12 protein-coding genes are annotated in these 16,451 nt (G+C 57.0%); 5 read left to right on the top strand and 7 right to left on the bottom strand.

All coding sequences use genetic code 11. From position 1 onward, the window contains the following. Nucleotides 1–221: 221 nt before the first annotated feature. Both C4S72_RS15935 and C4S72_RS15930 read right to left on the bottom strand, forming a co-directional pair. The gene (locus tag C4S72_RS15935) at nucleotides 222–1,901 is read right to left on the bottom strand and encodes a tannase/feruloyl esterase family alpha/beta hydrolase (protein WP_104004153.1); all 1,680 of its coding nucleotides are present in this window, start codon (nucleotides 1,899–1,901) and stop codon (nucleotides 222–224) included. Between the two features lie 251 nt (nucleotides 1,902–2,152). After that, nucleotides 2,153–3,832: a tannase/feruloyl esterase family alpha/beta hydrolase gene (locus C4S72_RS15930; protein WP_104004152.1), complete on the bottom strand. Its 1,680-nt coding sequence runs from the start codon at nucleotides 3,830–3,832 to the stop codon at nucleotides 2,153–2,155. Nucleotides 3,833–4,168: 336 nt separating this feature from the next. On the opposite strand from C4S72_RS15930, the gene C4S72_RS15925 reads away from it, so the two are divergent. From C4S72_RS15925 to nfsB, 3 genes are all read left to right on the top strand, one after another. Beyond that, nucleotides 4,169–4,750 (top strand): DUF2726 domain-containing protein, encoded by a 582-nt coding sequence (locus C4S72_RS15925; RefSeq protein ID WP_104004151.1) that lies wholly within the window; start codon nucleotides 4,169–4,171, stop codon nucleotides 4,748–4,750. A 145-nt stretch (nucleotides 4,751–4,895) separates the two neighbouring features. Beyond that, nucleotides 4,896–6,395 carry a hypothetical protein gene (locus tag C4S72_RS15920; protein ID WP_104004150.1) on the top strand — a complete coding sequence of 500 codons (1,500 nt, stop codon included), beginning with the start codon at nucleotides 4,896–4,898 and terminating at the stop codon, nucleotides 6,393–6,395. A gap of 120 nt (nucleotides 6,396–6,515) precedes the next feature. Further along, complete coding sequence (nfsB, locus tag C4S72_RS15915; protein WP_104004149.1) at nucleotides 6,516–7,175, top strand: oxygen-insensitive NAD(P)H nitroreductase; 660 nt, start codon at nucleotides 6,516–6,518, stop codon at nucleotides 7,173–7,175. A gap of 110 nt (nucleotides 7,176–7,285) precedes the next feature. Here nfsB and C4S72_RS15910 read toward each other — a convergent pair whose 3' ends face one another. From C4S72_RS15910 to mdlC, 4 genes are all read right to left on the bottom strand, one after another. Continuing rightward, nucleotides 7,286–8,413, bottom strand: coding sequence for an alpha-hydroxy-acid oxidizing protein (locus tag C4S72_RS15910; protein ID WP_104004148.1), 1,128 nt, complete (start codon nucleotides 8,411–8,413; stop codon nucleotides 7,286–7,288). A 330-nt stretch (nucleotides 8,414–8,743) separates the two neighbouring features. Further along, a complete protein-coding gene (locus C4S72_RS15905; protein ID WP_104004397.1) occupies nucleotides 8,744–10,195 on the bottom strand; it encodes an aldehyde dehydrogenase in 1,452 nt (483 codons plus the stop codon). Nucleotides 10,196–10,287: 92 nt separating this feature from the next. Next, on the bottom strand, nucleotides 10,288–11,310 hold the full coding sequence (locus tag C4S72_RS15900; protein WP_104004147.1) for a TRAP transporter substrate-binding protein: 1,023 nt from the start codon (nucleotides 11,308–11,310) through the stop codon (nucleotides 10,288–10,290). Between the two features lie 92 nt (nucleotides 11,311–11,402). Next, on the bottom strand, nucleotides 11,403–12,992 hold the full coding sequence (gene mdlC, locus C4S72_RS15895) for a benzoylformate decarboxylase (RefSeq protein WP_104004146.1): 1,590 nt from the start codon (nucleotides 12,990–12,992) through the stop codon (nucleotides 11,403–11,405). 117 nt (nucleotides 12,993–13,109) lie between these two features. On the opposite strand from mdlC, the gene C4S72_RS15890 reads away from it, so the two are divergent. Continuing rightward, entirely contained in the window at nucleotides 13,110–14,039 is a 930-nt protein-coding gene (locus C4S72_RS15890; RefSeq protein WP_104004145.1) for a LysR family transcriptional regulator, read from the top strand. Nucleotides 14,040–14,133: 94 nt separating this feature from the next. Here the strand turns inward: C4S72_RS15890 and C4S72_RS15885 are convergent, their stop codons facing one another. Beyond that, on the bottom strand, nucleotides 14,134–15,309 hold the full coding sequence (locus C4S72_RS15885; protein ID WP_104004144.1) for an MFS transporter: 1,176 nt from the start codon (nucleotides 15,307–15,309) through the stop codon (nucleotides 14,134–14,136). Nucleotides 15,310–15,501: 192 nt separating this feature from the next. Between C4S72_RS15885 and C4S72_RS15880 the strand changes: the two genes are divergently transcribed. Continuing rightward, nucleotides 15,502–16,413 carry a LysR substrate-binding domain-containing protein gene (locus C4S72_RS15880; RefSeq protein WP_104004143.1) on the top strand — a complete coding sequence of 304 codons (912 nt, stop codon included), beginning with the start codon at nucleotides 15,502–15,504 and terminating at the stop codon, nucleotides 16,411–16,413. Nucleotides 16,414–16,451 lie beyond the last annotated feature (38 nt).

Here is a 16,451-nt window from a genome sequence, read left to right as displayed (position 1 = left end):
TCGCGGCTCAAACAGCCTTTCCCTTGTTTCTCTTTCAGCCTGCGATGCTCGGCTTCGCCAAAGGGGATGGATCGCTGCGTTAAGACGGCCAGTAGACATCGTGCTCTGCTATCAATCGGGCAGAGTAATTTCTAGTCTCGATCACCGCTTCTCTCGGAGGTAGTACATGAGGGAAAGAAAAAGCCGGCCTTCAGGGGCCGGCTTTTTGATTCTTTATCGCGTTACTCGCAGCGGAAGCTGGCTGCGCTTTCGATATCGCCACCCTCGTAGACGGCGGTTTGCGGGTAGGCGCAGAGTTTGCGGGTGCGGTTGTCTGACCAGCCTTCAAACTTCTCGCCGTTGCCGGCAGCGATGCTGGCGGTGACCGCCGCGGGCTCGTCGCCGCTTTCAACCCAGCCCACCAGTTGGGTGAACAGGTCGAAGTCATCGGTGGTTGGTCCCCCGGCGCAGTGGTTCATGCCCGGCACCGGGTAAAGTTTGACGAACTTGTCTGCCTCGCCCTTGTAGTTCTCGTCCAACCGGTTGTACCAGTTAACGGTATCGTTGTACGAGAACACCGGGTCAGCCACGCCGTGGAAGATGATCATCTTGCCGCCGCCGCGCTGGAACTTCTTCAACTTCGGATTTTTTGCGTCCGGTGGTGTCATGAACGCCATGGCGGATTCGTTGAACTTGCCGCGGCGGGCATCGATCATGTCGCCGTCATTGGCGATATCGAAGTTCATCAGAAAATCGATCAGATCTTCCGGCGCACCACTCACGGCGGTGGGCGGGGTGGTAAATACCTGTGCCAGTGAAGAGGCGCCCATCACACCGATCAGCGGATAACCGCCCCAGGGCGGGATACCGCTGGAGATCTTCCAGAAGCGCCAGTCGCCACCGGCAATGCCGGAATCCCAGGCCCAGTCGCTGTAGATAGGGTTGCCTTTACGGTCTTTCGGGCCGGCGTGAATGGTTTTAAGCACTTCGGCCTTGTCCGGGTCGATGCAGTTCTCGGTTTCACCCATGGGGCAGACGTAGTTATCGATATTGAAGGTGGCCTGGCAGGCGGCAGTATTCGATACCAGGTCATCCTTTACACCATCCAGGGTATCGCAGGCGTCCAGCACGGCAGAGGCGACCAGCAGGCGGTCGTGATCGGTCAGCGAGGAACGCACATCGCCGGTCAGCGAGCTGAGCTGCTGCACATCCAGGGCATGCTGTACCGCGGCACGCGGCAGGTTAAAGCCGGGCGCGCCGATCAGGAAACCATCGTAGGCATCGCCCAGGCGTGAAGCCGCCACCATGCCGTGACGTCCGCCATTGGAACAGCCCACTCCGTAGGAGTATTGAGGATCGTTACCGTAAAAATTATGCATGATCTGCTTGGCGATGGGGGTCAGTACCTCGACGGTTTTGTAGCCGTAAAAGGAGCGGGCCTCAGGGTCCAGGCCAAAACGGGAACCGGCGGCAAGACCGGCCGTGGCGTTCTGGGCGGCACCATCATGCCCTGCATCGGACGAGAGCACCGCATAACCCCGGCCCAGCGCGGTACGCTCCTGGTTACCGCTAAGCAGAGGACCGGTGGCGGCATTGACCGAACCATCGTTGCCGCCGTTGAACTGGTGCACAAAGTCACCGTTCCAGTCATCGGGCAGGTTCATCTGAAACCGGACCTGATAATCCTGTCCATCTTCACCCACTCGCTGTGCCGTGGTCGCATTGATCCGGCAGTGCGCGGGCAGGGTATCGGTGGCGGCGACCGCCTCGCGGGAGGTGACTTCAACGCCGATCACGCCGAGCGTTTCGGTATTGATGTCATCGCAGATCATTTGAGCGGAAGCGCCCTGGGAGATAACAGCAAGAATCGCTGCGCTCAGCGTGGCCACGCCGAGACTGCGGCTAGCAGAATTACTACTCATCGGTTGGATCCTCGGTACTTATAGTTATTTTCGAGTCAGTCATCAGCGCCCTGTCAGGTGAGGCGCGCAGCTGATGTTGGGATTTACTGTTTTTTGCAAAAACAATACTGGTCCTCAACGTTGATTTCGTCAATGTCGGGCAGGGGGATTTAAGGCTTTGGCGAGCGGCTGGAGAAAGTTGGAGAAAAAGTGTTGGCGGGACGGTTATTGAAAGCCGACCCCGCAGGGCCGGCTGTGGAGCGTTGAGGCTGTTACTGGCAGGTAAAGCTTTCTGCGCTTTCGGGATCGCCGCTGCCGTTGTACACCGCGACCTGCGGGTAAGGGCAGAGCTTGCGGGTACGCTCCGGTGACCAGTCTGAGAAACGCTCTCCGTTACCCTCGGCGAGACTGGCGGTAACCGCCTGAGGCTCATCACCGCTTTCCACCCAATCCACCAGTCGTGTGAACAGATCGAAATCGTCGGTAGCGGGGCCGCCTGAACAGTGGTTCATGCCAGGTACCGGGTAGAGTTTGACGAATTGGTCCGCTCCATTCTTGTAGTTCTTGTCCAGGCGGTTGTACCAGTTGACCGTATCGTTGTAGGAGAAGATTGGATCAGACACCCCGTGGAAGATGATCATCTTGCCGCCGCCGCGCTGGAATTTTTTCATCTTCGGATTATCTACATCCGGCGGCGTCATAAATGACATGGCGGATTCATGGAATTTTCCGCGACGCGCGTTGATTAGCCTGCTGCCGTTTTCAACATCGAAATCGAGCAGGTAATTAACCAGATCGTCCCCGGTGGGGCCGACGCGGGTGGGAGGCGTGGTAAAGATCTGGGCTAGCGAAGAGGCGCCCATGATGCCGATCAGCGGATAGCCATCCCAGAACGGCAGCCCGCTGGAGACCTTCCAGAAGCTCCAGTTGCTGCCCGCGATACCGGCATCCCAGGACCAGTCGCTGTAAATCGGGCGGCCCTTGGCGTCCTGTGGGCCGGCATGGATCGCCTTCAGTACCTCCGCTTTCTGCGGATCGATACAGTTTTCCGTTTCACCGACCGGGCAGACATAGTTATCGATATTAAAGGTGGCCTGACAGGCAGCGGTATCGGAGACCATGTCATCTTCCAGCCCGTCCAAATTATCGCAGGCGTGCAGCACAGCCGATGCCACCAACGATCGGTCTTCTGCAGTCAGTGACTCACGGATATCGCCGTTTATGCTGTCCAGCAGTTGTGCATCCATCGCCAGTTGGACCCCGGCCTTTGGCAGGTTGAACCCAGGTGCGCCGATCAGAAAGCCGTCGTAGGCGTCGCCCAGGCGCGATGCCGCCACCATGCCGTGCCGGCCGCCGTTAGAGCAGCCAATGCCATAGGAGTATCGCGGATCGTAGTCGTAATAATTGTGGATTATCTGCTTGGCAATCGGTGTCAGTACCTGAACCGCTTTGTAGCCGTAAAAGGCTCGTGCCTCAGGATCAAAGCCGAAGCGGCCCGAGCCGGCAAGTCCTGCTTCAGGGTTTGCCTGACCATCATGCCCCCCGTCAGAGGACAGCACCGCATAACCTCGCCCCAGGGCGGTGTTCTCCCTGTTGCCGCCAAGCAGTGGGCCCGTAGCCGGCGAAACAGTGCCATCGATGCCACCATTGAACTGATGCACGAAATCGCCGTTCCAGTCATCCGGTAGATTCATCTCAAAGCGCACGGCATACGCCTTGCCATCCTCGCCCACACGCTCGGCCGTAATAGCATTGATCGAACAGTGCGCAGGGAGGGCGTCGGTTGCGGCCACCGGTTGCGCTGAAGTCACGCGAACCCCGATCACGTTTAACGTATCGGTGGTGAGCTCGTCGCACACCAGCTGTGCCGAAGCACTTTGGGATGCGGCAGCAAGAATAGCCGCGCTTAGCGTGGCCAGTGCAAAACGTTTTCGCGAAGAAAAACTACTCATCTAGAAAACCCTCGTTAATTATATTTATTTTTAAGCCACCGAACTTCCCCGTTATCGAGGATCACCAGCGGTTGTTGGGTATGACTGTTGTAGCGGTAACAATCGTGGTAGGCAGCGGAAAGAGCGTCTAGACAAATACTGCAAACTCAAACGTTTTCTGAAGATCTGCCCAGATCCATGCTGATCGATACCGCTGGAGCGGTTAAGCCTGTCGCCAATTAGTAGCAGATCATCGATCAAAACCTTGCCAATCGAGCGGTTACTGACCAGACTCAAGGCTTGAGCGCTAGCAGGGCAGTCAGCGCATACCGACAGGGAACCTAAGGATAAACGTCGATGGAATGGATGATTCTGTTCGTCATTCTGCTGTTTGTGCTCGCGATCGCCGCGAAGAAACTCAACGCCGGTGCAGGCGCTGTCAAAGAAAGCGGCACTGACCACCGTTACCGCTCTCGCAAGACCCTCTTCACCGCCGCCGAACGCTCCTTTCTCGGCGTACTCGACTCAGTCATAGACCCCAGCCAGCACCGTATCTTCGGCAAGGTCCGCGTGGCCGACCTGATCGAACCGGAACCCAACCGCAACCGCGGCCAGTGGAAATCCGCCTTTAACCGCATAAACGCCAAACACTTCGACTTCGTCATCTGTAACGCCGATGACCTGACACCGGTGGCCGCCATAGAACTGGACGATGCCAGCCATAAGCAGAACAAACGCCAGCAGCGGGACGAGTTTCTGGAAAAGGTGTGTGGGCAGGTGGGTTTACCGTTGGTAAGAGTGCCGGCGAAGCGTGGGTATCAGTTGGAAGAGGTTAAAGCGGCTTTAGCTGGGGTTTCGGTTAAGGTGGAAAAAGTTGGGGCTGGAGAGAAAGATAATTTGGAGAACGGTGGGGCGAATATATCTGGGGTGGTTGGGTAACTGGTTTTGATCCCAAGCGGGCTGTTAGGTCAAATTATAAATGTTACGCTGACCCCAATATGCTATATGCTCTGGAAATTATACGCTTCGGCTGCATTTTATGGCGGTTTTATTCCTTAAAATATAATTACCTTTAGAGTCAGTAATGGAAAAATTAAAGAGAAAAATTTCAACTATAATACTTGATTCTGTCGAAGGGTTGCCAAAGTTTAGAAAGGGGCTTATTTCTGAACTTCAAGAAATTAGAGAAAGGCAAAGAAATAAATCTTTAGATCATGCTGCTGAAAGAGAATGTCCAAATAATACCGAAATAAAATTAAATTGTATAACTTATATTTTGACATTTGAACACGAAGATTTTAACTCTTTGATAAATGGGTTGAGAAAATACTTCACTAAAAATGATAAAGTAAAAAAAATAACATCCTCACTAAAAGAATCTAAGGATAGTTTGTATAGTTTGGGTTGGTATAATCTCGCAAATATTGTAAAAAAAGAAGAGTTATACTTTCCAGATAGAGAAATTGATTCAAGCCTACCAGAAGAAGTGAAATATTTGGCTTTATCATTCCATAGAATACTACCGTCAGTAGGGTGCATAATTTTTGAGTTTTACCTAGAAGACTATGTGAGTGAAAATTTAAATGAGATTCAGCGCAAGAAATATATAGCGCCTGTAGTATTCAAAAAGTTTTGGCCTTTGAGAAAAATTGCTAGAAGATATTCATCTGGTGTTGGTAACGAGGACGCAATTGAAGCTATAAATGAAGGTAAGGACTCCGTAAGAGCAATTTTAAAAAAATGGATTAGAAAGGAATTCTCTTGGAGGTCAGTGTTACTAGATTCAGGATCGTATATTGATGTATATGAAATCAATGGAAATCCTAAAGAAAATATTGAGAGAAAAGCCTGGTTAAATAAAAAATTACGTTGGCTGGAGGAGTATGGGTTAACCCAAAGAGACTTTGAGCTATATGTAGGAGAAGATATTTTACTATCCAAGAAAAAGGATAGGGATGGAAAATTCAAAGTTTCAAATATAGTAGCCAAAATTGATTCGAAAAATGATTCTGAATTTGGTGATTTTTTTGATTTTAAAGTAAGAGCTGTTGCGATCTCGTCGATAACCTTTGGCGTGATAGATAAATATCGTAAGAAGATTGAACGATTAAGAGGGGATGGGTTTAAAAGTCTATACAAACGAAGAAAAATAAATAGGAGAAGTCAGGATAATATTCAGGAAATAAAAAGAGCAATTGTTATAATATCCAGGCTGCAACATGAGTTAACCGAGTCAAGCTATTGGATATCTGACTCTATTTCTGAAGTTGGTGACCTTGAGTGCTTTCTTAGAGAAAATCCTCATGATCTAGGGAAATATACTATTGATACCACACAATATCAGTTGAAAGTAATAAAGGATTCGGCAAAAATAATTGATGCAGGACTTACTGGTTATTTAACTGCTCAAAGTATTTATGTTATGTATAAACTACAGAAGCGTATGTTTATCTTATCTATTGTTGTGACAGTAGCGACTATTTTTGGGGTTGCTTCTGAGTGGGAAAATATTAAAAATATTGTGCCGATAGGGTTCGAAATAACAAATCAATCTAGTCAATCGCCTTTGCCGCCAGTTGATTGAGTTGTTAGTGTGTCCTTTGTCCGGTAACGGGCATCCTAGATACCCCAGTCCTCCCATCTTGAAACTCCCCCCCAATGCCTCCATCTACCTAAGCACTGACTCACCAAGGAGATCTATTCAATGTCTATAGTCGATGCCGCACGTGCCCGTTACACCACCAAAGCTTTCGACCCGAGTAAGAAAATTCCCGAGAGCCTGGCTGCGGATCTGCTGGAAACATTGCGTCTGAGCGCTTCCTCCACCAACTCTCAGCCCTGGCACTTTGTGGTGGCCAAGGATGATGCCGGCAAGGCGCGTATCGCCAAGGGTACCCAGGGCACCTACGCGTTTAATGAAGGCAAGGTGAAGAACGCCTCTCATGTGCTGGTGTTCTGCGCGCCGAAAGAGGTGAGCGATGAGCATCTCTGGCAGGTGACCGAGCAGGAAGCCAAAGATGGCCGTTATCCTTCGGATGAGGTGAAGACCGATAGCTTCGAGAAGCGCAAGTTCTTCCGTAACCTGCACCGCGATGCAGGCCCCGTAGCTGAAAGCGCCTGGGCGGCGAAGCAGCTTTACCTGGCGCTGGGTTCGCTGTTGCTGGCCGCTGCCGCTGAAGGTGTGGATGCCTGCCCGATTGAAGGCTTTGATCCTGAAGCGCTGGATGCAGAACTCGGTCTGGCGGAAAAAGGCCTCACGAGCCTGGTGCTGGTGGCACTGGGTTACCGCGATGCGGAAGCGGACTTCAACGTGGGTCTGTCTAAATCCCGCCTGCCGCATGATGTGGTATTTACCGAGCTCTAAGCGCTTAGGCCACAGGCCTTGCGCTAGAACGAACAAAGCAGCCTGAGGGCTGCTTTGTTTTTTTAGGGAGCGGGGTAAAACCAATCCGTTGGATGGAGCTGCGACCCCGCTTAAAACGGCGAGCGCACATAATCCCCGTTCAAATCCTCAATCGATGCGCAGCCCAGGTTTGCCAGGGTGCGGTCGATTTCGCTGAACATCAGCTCCAGCGCGTGTTCGACGCCCGCTTCGCCCTTGGCGGCCAGTGCATAGAGCAGGGCGCGGCCGAGCAGAACACCCTGGGCGCCCATGGCTATCGCCTTCACCACATCGGCGCCTCGGCGGAAGCCGCTATCGATCAGCACCGGCTTGTCGGTCAGCGATACCGCTTCTTCCAGCCGTTCTATCGGTGCCAGGCAGGTATCGAGCTGGCGACCGCCGTGGTTGGAGAGGATAACGCCATCGGCGCCGAGTTCGGTGCAGCGCTGGGCGTCGAGTGGGTCGATGATGCCTTTGACCAGCAGGGTGTGGGGCCAGAGTTCACGTAGCCATTTCAACGCTTCCCAGTCGAAGCTGGCATCCATCTGGCGTGAGAGCAGCGCGGCCTGAATCTCGGTGTCCTGGGCGTCGGCGCCTTTGAAGTTTGCCAGCTCCGGCACGCCGTGACGCAAAAGGTCCAATGACCAGCGCGGGTGCAGGCAGCCATCGAGCATCACCCTTGGCGTGTAGCGGATCGGCAGGCCGAAGTCATTGCGCAGGTCGCGCTCCCTAAGGCCATTCACCGCGATATCGGTGGTCAGAATCAGCGTGGTGTAACCGGCGTTCAGGGCGCGCCCCACCAGCTGTTTGGCAAGGCGGCGATGCACCACGTAGAGCTGGAACCACTTCTCGCCACTGCTGCATTGGGCGACCTCTTCAATGGAGGCGGTAGAGGCGGTGGAGAGGATGAAGGGGATATCGAACTTGGCCGCGGCCCGGGCCAGCGCCAGATCGCCCTTGGGCCAGAACACGCCATTAAGCCCCGTGGGCGCCACCGCCAGCGGGGCGGGAAGACGTTTGCCGAACAGGTTGGTGGCGAGGCTGCGCTGGCTCACATCCACCAGTCGCTTGGGATTAAAGCGGATGCTCTCCAGTGCGCTGCGGTTGTGGTTGAGGCCGATCTCATCCTCGGCGGCGCCATCCAGGTAATCGAATACCATGCGGGGCAGACGCTGGCGGGCCAGGTGGCGGTAATCTTCGATCTTGATCGGCTTTCGCATTTTTATACTTCTACCTGTCGAGCCTGTATTTTTTGTAGACAGTTCGGAGCCTGCGCTGGGGCGGTTCCGGTTTGAAAACTTCAGGCATTTATAAATCCGTTTATTACCGCGTTATTCAGACACGCGGGGAAGGGATCATACCTGATATCAGCGGCACCTAAGTGCTTGGTTTGCCATTGAATTACAGGGATGAGAGAACTCTGCAAAGGTCGGTGTCTGGTTGGGCGATTGATTGAGTCCGGCAGACTCGGGCAGGGTTTCGCCTGCCCGAGTGTTACTGCCTAAGCCGTGGTGTACGGCCGCTTTTCAAATCGAGTATCCGTCTCCCTATTAAATGGGATAGTGGCGCGGTCCCATCTGGATCGTCATCCAGCGCAGGTCGGTAAACTCCTCGATACCGGCCTTGCCGCCGAAGCGTCCGTAGCCGCTGGCCTTCACGCCGCCGAAAGGCATCTGCGGCTCATCGTGCACGGTCGGTCCGTTGATATGGCAGATACCGGATTCGATCTGTTTAGCCACCTTCATGGCGCGGGCGATATCGCGGCTGAACACGGCAGAGGAGAGGCCGTATTCGGTATCGTTGGCCAGGCGGATGGCGTCCGCTTCATCCTTGGCGCGAATCAGCGCAACCATGGGGCCGAACGACTCTTCGCTGTAAAGGCGCATCTCCGGGGTAACGCCGTCCACCAGTGTCGCCTGCATCACCACACCTTCCGCCGGGCCGCCGGAGCGTTTGAACGCGCCTTTGCTCAGCGCATCTTCGAGCAGCTCGTTGAGCTTATGACCGGACTGGGTGTTGATCAGCGTGCCGAGGGCGTTGCCTTCGGCCAGCGGATCGCCCGCCTTGAGGCTGTTGGCCTTGGCGGCGAGTTTTTCCGCAAAGGCATCGGCTACGGCATCGACCACGATCAGGCGTTCGGTGGACATGCAGATCTGACCCTGGTTGAAGAAGGCGCCAAAGGCGGCCGCTTCCACGGCGGCATCCAGGTCGGCATCTTCCAGCACCACAAACGGCGCCTTGCCGCCCAGTTCCAGCAGTACCGGTTTCAGGTGATGCGCGGCTTTCTCGGCGATGATGCGGCCTACGCCGGTGGAGCCGGTGAAGTTCACGCGGCGTACGGACGGGTGTTCAACCAGGGTGGCGACAACTTCGGCGGCCTGTTCCGGCGCGTTGGTGACCACGTTGACCACACCCTCGCCAAGGCCGGCTTCGATCAGGACCTGCCCGATCAGGTGATGGGTGGCGGGGCACTGCTCAGAGGCCTTAAGGATAACGGTATTACCGCAGGCGATCGGCATCGCCAGGGCGCGGGTACCGAGAATGATCGGTGCGTTCCAGGGCGCGATGCCCAGTACCACACCGCAAGGTACACGCATCCCCATGGCCAGGTTATCGGGCACGTTGGAGGGAATGAGTTCACCGCCCACCTGGGTGGTCAGCGAGGCGGCTTCACGCAGAATGCCTGCAGCGACCATGACGTTGAAGCCGGCCCAGGTCGGGGTGGCGCCGGTTTCAGCGACCATGCGGGCGATAAATTCATCCTGATAGGATTCCATCAGGTCGGCGGCTTTCAGCAGCTTGGCGCGGCGCTCGCCGACGCTGGATGCGGACCATTGCTTGAACGCAGCGGCAGCGGCATCGGCGGCGGCCTTGGCATCGTCGACGCTGGCGGCCGGTGCGGTGGTTACCGGCTGGTTGCTGAGGGGGTTAAAGCGTTGAAAGCTGGCGCCGTTGCTTGCGGCCAGCTCTTCACCGGCGATCAGAAGTTTTAAGTCGTTCATCATTCTCACTAACCTTGTTGTTCCAGCCCGAGGCCGCTTGCAGCCTCGGCTGTTCCTTGGATTCCCATGCGGACTTTATACCGGGATGCGTTTCAGACCGAAGCACATTCCGAGCGCAGGGCCAGGGCCCGCTCGTAGACCTCTCGCGCCTGCGGCTTGCCGCGCTGTTCTGCCCGTTCCAGGTAGGTTTCCGTGCCCTGTTTCAGCGGCTGGCTCCACTTGGCGTCTTCCAGCGGGTTTTCTATAGACTGCACGACGTGGCCCAGGTTCTGCGCTTCTTCCAGCCCTTCCTTGTCGAGCTCGGCAAACACGTCTCCCGCTTTCATCGCCCATTTCATGCCACTGTTTTTATCGATGGCGGCTTTCTGCTGCGGTGACAGTTTGTCGTAGGAACTCTGGTTCATGGAGACCACGAAGATGCTGCTGGTGTAGGGGATTTGCAGGTGGTAGTTGGTGAGTTCGTTGATACGGAAGCCCTTCATCCCCTCGAACGGGAAGCTGAGTCCATCGAAGACACCGCGTTCCAGCCCCTGGTAGATCTCCGGTGCCGGGGTAGCGACCGGGGTGGCGCCCATCTGGGTGAGCAGGGTGCCCGCTACTTCATTCGGGCGACGCATTCTCAGGCCGGCCAGGTCTGCAGGTTCCTTGATCTCGCGATCCCGGGTGTGCAGGTAGGCGGGGCCGGTGGAGAAGAGGAACAGGGTTTTGGTGTCTTCGTATTCGCCGCTGATTTTGTCCTCGTCGTAGAGCGTCTGCAGGATGCAGGAGCCCTGCTGCGCAGAGGAGGTGATACCCGGCAGCTGGGTGATCTCAGAGAGGATAAAACGGCCCGCGTTGTAGCCCTGAATCACCACGGTGATATCGGAGATGCCGTTGATGGTGCCTTCGTAGGCGGTGGCGGCTTTCACCAGGGTCTGTGACGGGTAGATGTTGATGTTGAGCTCGCCGTTGGAGTCTTCCTCTACGCTTTTCGCCCAGGCTTCGAACAGCTCGGTCTGGTAGGCCGAAGCGGACGGGAACATGTGGGAAAAGCGCAGTGTGGTGGATGCACTGGCGGTCTGGGCGCCCAGGACGACAGCGGCGGTCAGCAGAGAGGTGGAAATTATTTTTTTCATTATTATCTCCGGGTGGTCTCTTCTCTTGGCCCTTGGGCCTCGTTTGCTTAGAGCTCGAATGCTTAGGGTTCTATTACTTAGAATTCGATTGCTTAGGGCTCAATCGTTGTTGTCGGCACTTCAATCAGTACAGGGCGTTTCGCCTTCAGCGCATCGTTAAAGGCGGCTTTGAATTCGGCGCGGGTTTTGGTTTCTACCGCATCGACACCGTAACCGCGGGCGATGGAGCAGAAATCCAGCCCCGGCACATCCAGCCCCGGCGAATCTTCTGCTTCCAGAATCCGCGAGAACCAGCGCAGGGCGCCGTAGGTGCCGTTCTTCAGGATGATAAAGATCACCGGGATCTCGTACTGGGCGGCTGTCCAGAGTGCGGTGATCGCGTAGTTCGCCGAGCCATCGCCGATAACGGCGACCACCTGGCGATCCGGGCAGGCGATCTGCACGCCAACCGCGGCGGGCAGGCCAAAGCCGAGGCCACCGGCGGCGGGGAAAAAGTAACTGCCGGGCTGGCGCATTTCAACGCGCTGCCAGAAAGCGGTGACGGTAGATGTGGATTCCTTGACGAAGATCGCATCATCGGGCGCTAAAGCGTTGAGTTCATCGAACAGGGCTTCCGGTGCGATGGGGCCTTCGGCGGACTCAGCCACCGGCTCGGGGATCGGCAGCGCCGCCGGCGCCGGGCGCTGGGTCTGGCGGGTCAGGTTGACCAGTGACGACATCAGCCCATGAATATCGCCGACGATGGCATCGCCCATCGGTGCACGGGCGGCTTCCTGCTGGTCGCAGGTCAGGTGAATCAGGCTGGCGCCTTCCGGCAGGTAGCGGCCCGGTGCGTGCTGGTGGTAGCGGAATACCGGAGCGCCCACTACCAGAATCAAATCGTGACCATCGAGCTTGGCGCTGATGCCGGCGATGGCGGCGGGCAGCACGCCACGGAAGCAGTGATGGCGGGTCGGGAAGGGGCAGCGCGAGGCCGACGGCGCCACCCAGACCGGGGCCGAGAGTTTTTCCGCCAGTTCCACGGCCAGGTTGTTGGCGCGATAGGCGTCCACATCCGGGCCGAGCACGATCACCGGGCTTATGGCGTTGTTGACCCGTTCGGCCAGGCGCTGCATCTGTGCATCGGACGGCATGCTGGCGCTGGCAACTTCGCGGTCGGCCAGCAGCAGTGCATCTTCGTCGATCTCCTGGTGCCAATCGTCATGCGGAATCGACAGGTACACCGGGCCCTTCGCAGGCTGGCAGGCGGTATGGATTGCCTGGCTCATGGCGCGCGGCACATCGCCGGGGTAAGAGGGCTCGTAGCTCCATTTCACCAACGGCCTTGGCAGCTGCGGCGCATCCACGTTGGAGAGCATCGATTCGACGCCACAGAGCGAGCGCGCCTGCTGGCCGGCGGTAATCACCAGGGGCGAATGCGAATACCAGGAGTTGGTCAGCGCGCCCATGGCGTTGCCGCTGCCGGCCGCCGCATGCAGGTTGATCAGCGCTGGTTCGCCCGTGGCCAGCGAGTAGCCGTCGGCGATCCCCAGCACCACACCCTCATGCAGGCCCAGAATGTACTGGAAGTCTTCCGGGAAGTTTTTCAGGAACGGCAGTTCGTTGGAGCCTGGGTTACCAAATACCTTGGTGATGCCCTGTTTGCGCAGGAGCTGGTAGGTCGCTGAATGTACGGTTGCCATGGGTGGGTTCTCTTATAGGTCTTTAGCGTTGGCGTCTTGGCTTGATTCCACCTTAAGAGGACTGTATTAATTGATCAAATTGATAGTTTTGCTAATAAAAATAGATGTGATCTATATATGTCCAATGTCGATCTCAACCTTATCCGCACCTTTATCACCCTGTACGAACTGCGCAGCGTGACGCTCGCCGCCGAGCAGCTGTATGTCACCCAGCCTTCGGTCAGCTACGCCCTGTCGCGATTGCGGGAGCTGTTCAACGATCGCCTGTTTGTGCGCAGCAAAGAGGGGATGGAACCCACCGCCGCTGCCGAGCAGCTGTACCGTGAATTGCACGGATCGCTGACCCAGATCGAAACGACGCTGGAGGGCGCACGCAGCTTTGACCCCTCCAGCTCGAACAAGCGCTTTACCCTGGCGATGACCGACCTGGGCGAGATGGCGCTGTTCCCACGGATCTTCCGGCGGCTGCAGCGCGAGGCCCCCAACGTCGAGCTGGAGGTGCTGCCGCTGGAGATCGACAAGGTGGCGGAGTGGATGTCCACCGGGCGGATCGACGCGGTGATCTGCAGTCGGCCGTTGCCGGGTCGCGATATCAACCGGCAGGTGATCCTGCAGGATCGCTACGTCTGCATCATGAACGGCAAAACCGCGCCCGATCAGCTCAGCATGGATGAGTTTCTGGCGCGAAAGCACCTGGTAGTGAGCCGCTCGCTGGGCCATGGCCTGGCGGAAGAGGTGCTGGCGGACCTGGGGTTGCAGCGTAAGGTCAGCCTGGTGCTGCCGCACTTCTCGATCCTGCCGACCGTACTGGGAGAAACCGACCTGCTGGCCATAGTGCCACTGGAGATCGCCGAGCTTTTCGCCGAGATGCACGCCGAGGGTGCGGCGCTCAAGATCTGCCCGCTGCCGTTTGAAGTACCGGCCATCGATGTGGCGCTGTACTGGTCGGAGCGCAGTGAGCGCTCACCGGCACTGACCTGGATGCGGCAGCTGATTATTGCTGCGCTGGGGGTGGAGGGAAGCGGTGCCTCAGGCTCTGAAAGCTAAGTATTGGTGTTGCTTAAAAGTGTTGGCCGTACAGGCAAAAACAAAGCAGCCATCTGGCTGCTTTGTTCGTTTTGGGGCGAGTGAAAGGTAAGGCTTAGCTCGCGCCTACCAGCTCCTCTCCCTGTGCCTTCTTGTGTTTCTGGAACATCAATACCAGTACCAGTCCCGCCGCTGAGGTGGCGGCACCGGCCAGCGCCACGCTGGGCAGGCCCAGCCCCAGGTGAATCACTGCTCCGCCCAGGGCAGCACCGGTGGCGTTACCCAGGTTGAAGGCGGCGATGTTCATGGCAGAGGCGAGATTCGGTGCATCGCTGGCTTCGGATACCACCAGCGCCTGCAGCGGCGGTACCACGGCGAAGCTGGCTATACCCCAGAAGAAGATCAGCGGCGGCACGATCAGCATGTTCTGCATGGTGGCGGCAAAGACCGTCAGCAGGATCACCGTGGCCAGCATGGAGATCACCAGGGTGCCGGTCAGGTTGCGGTCGGCAAAACGGCCAGAGAGCATGTTACCCACCGCAAGGCCCAGGCCGTAGAGCACCAGCATGCTGGTAACGAACAGGGTGCCGACGCGGGTTTCATCCTGCAAGATCGGCGCGATATAGCTGAACACTGTGAACATGGAGCTGGAGCCAACCACCGTGAGCAGCAGCGCGAACAGCACCGAGCTTTTGCCGAGCACACGGATCTCATTGGCGATGGTGGTCTGGCCATCCACGGCCAGTTTCGGCATGGAAGCGCGCAGGGCCAGCATGGTGATCAGGCCGATCACGGTCATCCCCATAAAGGCGCTACGCCAGCCCAGAGTTTCACCCACATAGGTGGCCAGGGGCACACCGCCGATATTGGCGATGGTGAGGCCGGAGAACATGGCGGCCACGGCGCCGGCACGCTTCTCCGGCGGTACCAGCTGGGTGGCGACCACAGCGCCGACACCGAAGAAGGCGCCGTGGTTGAACGAGGTGACGATACGGCCCAGCAGCAGGGTGCCGTAGCTGTCGGACAGCGCCGAGATCAGGTTGCCGATAGTGAACAGGCTCATCGCCAGCAGCAGAAGACTGCGGCGCGACATTTTCGCAAAGCCCAGCGTCATGATCGGCGCGCCGACCACCACACCGAAAGCGTAGGCGCTGATCAGCATGCCGGCGGTGGGGATGCTCACATCCAGGTCACCGGCAATGATCGACAGCATGCCCATGGGCGAGAATTCGGTCACTCCGATACCGAAGGCACCCAGCGCCAGTGCCATCAGGGGCAGGTTTAGTTTCATCAGGTTTTCTCCAAGGTTTTTACATGTGGGGAATATACTGCATCGCAACAAGACTGATAATCCGGTGCTGATGCCAACCAGCTGTGCATTGAATTCATAAATAAAGCGGTTGCGGCGGTCGCAGCAGGATGACAGAGTCATTAGACTCAAGGCTTGTTAACCCTTTGCCTGTCTTGCCCGTGAGAACCATCAATGGAAAACAGAAGAACAGACCGCACCGCCGAGATGGAGACCTTCCTGGCCGTTGCCTGCGCCGGGTCGTTCAGCGGTGCTGCTCGCGAGTCGGGGCTGACTCCCTCGGCAGTGAGCCGCTTGGTCAGTCGTATCGAGCAGCGCCTGGGTGTGCAGCTGGTGGTGCGCACCACGCGCAGCCTGCGTCTGACCCGGGAAGGGGAGGATTACGCTCTGGCGGCGCGGCGGATTCTGGCAGACCTTAACGAGACGGAAACCGCCATCGCCGACCGGGGCAGCCCCAAGGGGCTGGTACGCGTTAGCGCGGCGGTGGCGCACGGGCGACTTTATATAGTGCCGCTGATTCCGGAGTTTCTCGCCCGCTACCCCGATATCACCGTGGATATGCACCTCAGTGATGAGGTCTCCGATGTGGAGGGTGGACATATCGATGTGGCGATCCGCTTTGGGCCGCTGCCCGACAGCCTGCTTAGCGCCCGTCGATTGGGAGAAACCGGGCGTTCGGTGGTGGCCTCGCCGGAGTATCTTAAAAAGCATGGCTATCCGCGAGAGCCCCAGGATCTGCTGAACCATAACTGCATGGACTTCAGCTTCAAACGGATCGAGCCGGGCTGGCCGTTCCGGGTGGATGGCGAAGAGATCATGCTGCCGGTGGATGGCAACGCCCACGCCAACAACGGCGAGACGCTGGTGCAGCTGGCGCTACAGGGGGTGGGAATCACCCGGCTGGGCGATTTTCATATCGGGCCGGAGCTGGCGTCCGGGCGGCTGGTCAGTCTGCTTGATGAGTACAATCCCGGCGATACCGAGGCGATTCACGCGGTGTTTATCGGCGGCAAAACGATGCCGGCACGGGTGCGGGTGTTTATCGATTATCTGCTGGAGAAGATGGAAGGGCCGGGCACGCTGTAAATGGGGCTAAGGCCGCTACGGCAGATAGAAGACAAGCC

Source organism: Marinobacterium lutimaris (genome assembly GCF_900108065.1).
In the GTDB taxonomy this organism is placed as follows: Bacteria; Pseudomonadota; Gammaproteobacteria; order Pseudomonadales; family Balneatricaceae; genus Marinobacterium_D; species Marinobacterium_D lutimaris.
Note: the sequence above shows the minus strand (reverse complement) of the source record. Positions and strands in the feature narration are given on the sequence as shown.

What these genes read in the sequence shown, in the direction of transcription:
- C4S72_RS15935 (WP_104004153.1), bottom strand. Translation starts at nt 1,901, where the DNA reads ATGAGTAGTAATTCTGCTAGCCGCAGTCTCGGCGTGGCCACGCTGAGC.
- C4S72_RS15930 (WP_104004152.1), bottom strand. Translation starts at nt 3,832, where the DNA reads ATGAGTAGTTTTTCTTCGCGAAAACGTTTTGCACTGGCCACGCTAAGC.
- C4S72_RS15925 (WP_104004151.1), top strand. Translation starts at nt 4,169, where the DNA reads ATGGAATGGATGATTCTGTTCGTCATTCTGCTGTTTGTGCTCGCGATC.
- C4S72_RS15920 (WP_104004150.1), top strand. Translation starts at nt 4,896, where the DNA reads ATGGAAAAATTAAAGAGAAAAATTTCAACTATAATACTTGATTCTGTC.
- nfsB (WP_104004149.1), top strand. Translation starts at nt 6,516, where the DNA reads ATGTCTATAGTCGATGCCGCACGTGCCCGTTACACCACCAAAGCTTTC.
- C4S72_RS15910 (WP_104004148.1), bottom strand. Translation starts at nt 8,413, where the DNA reads ATGCGAAAGCCGATCAAGATCGAAGATTACCGCCACCTGGCCCGCCAG.
- C4S72_RS15905 (WP_104004397.1), bottom strand. Translation starts at nt 10,195, where the DNA reads ATGAACGACTTAAAACTTCTGATCGCCGGTGAAGAGCTGGCCGCAAGC.
- C4S72_RS15900 (WP_104004147.1), bottom strand. Translation starts at nt 11,310, where the DNA reads ATGAAAAAAATAATTTCCACCTCTCTGCTGACCGCCGCTGTCGTCCTG.
- mdlC (WP_104004146.1), bottom strand. Translation starts at nt 12,992, where the DNA reads ATGGCAACCGTACATTCAGCGACCTACCAGCTCCTGCGCAAACAGGGC.
- C4S72_RS15890 (WP_104004145.1), top strand. Translation starts at nt 13,110, where the DNA reads ATGTCCAATGTCGATCTCAACCTTATCCGCACCTTTATCACCCTGTAC.
- C4S72_RS15885 (WP_104004144.1), bottom strand. Translation starts at nt 15,309, where the DNA reads ATGAAACTAAACCTGCCCCTGATGGCACTGGCGCTGGGTGCCTTCGGT.
- C4S72_RS15880 (WP_104004143.1), top strand. Translation starts at nt 15,502, where the DNA reads ATGGAAAACAGAAGAACAGACCGCACCGCCGAGATGGAGACCTTCCTG.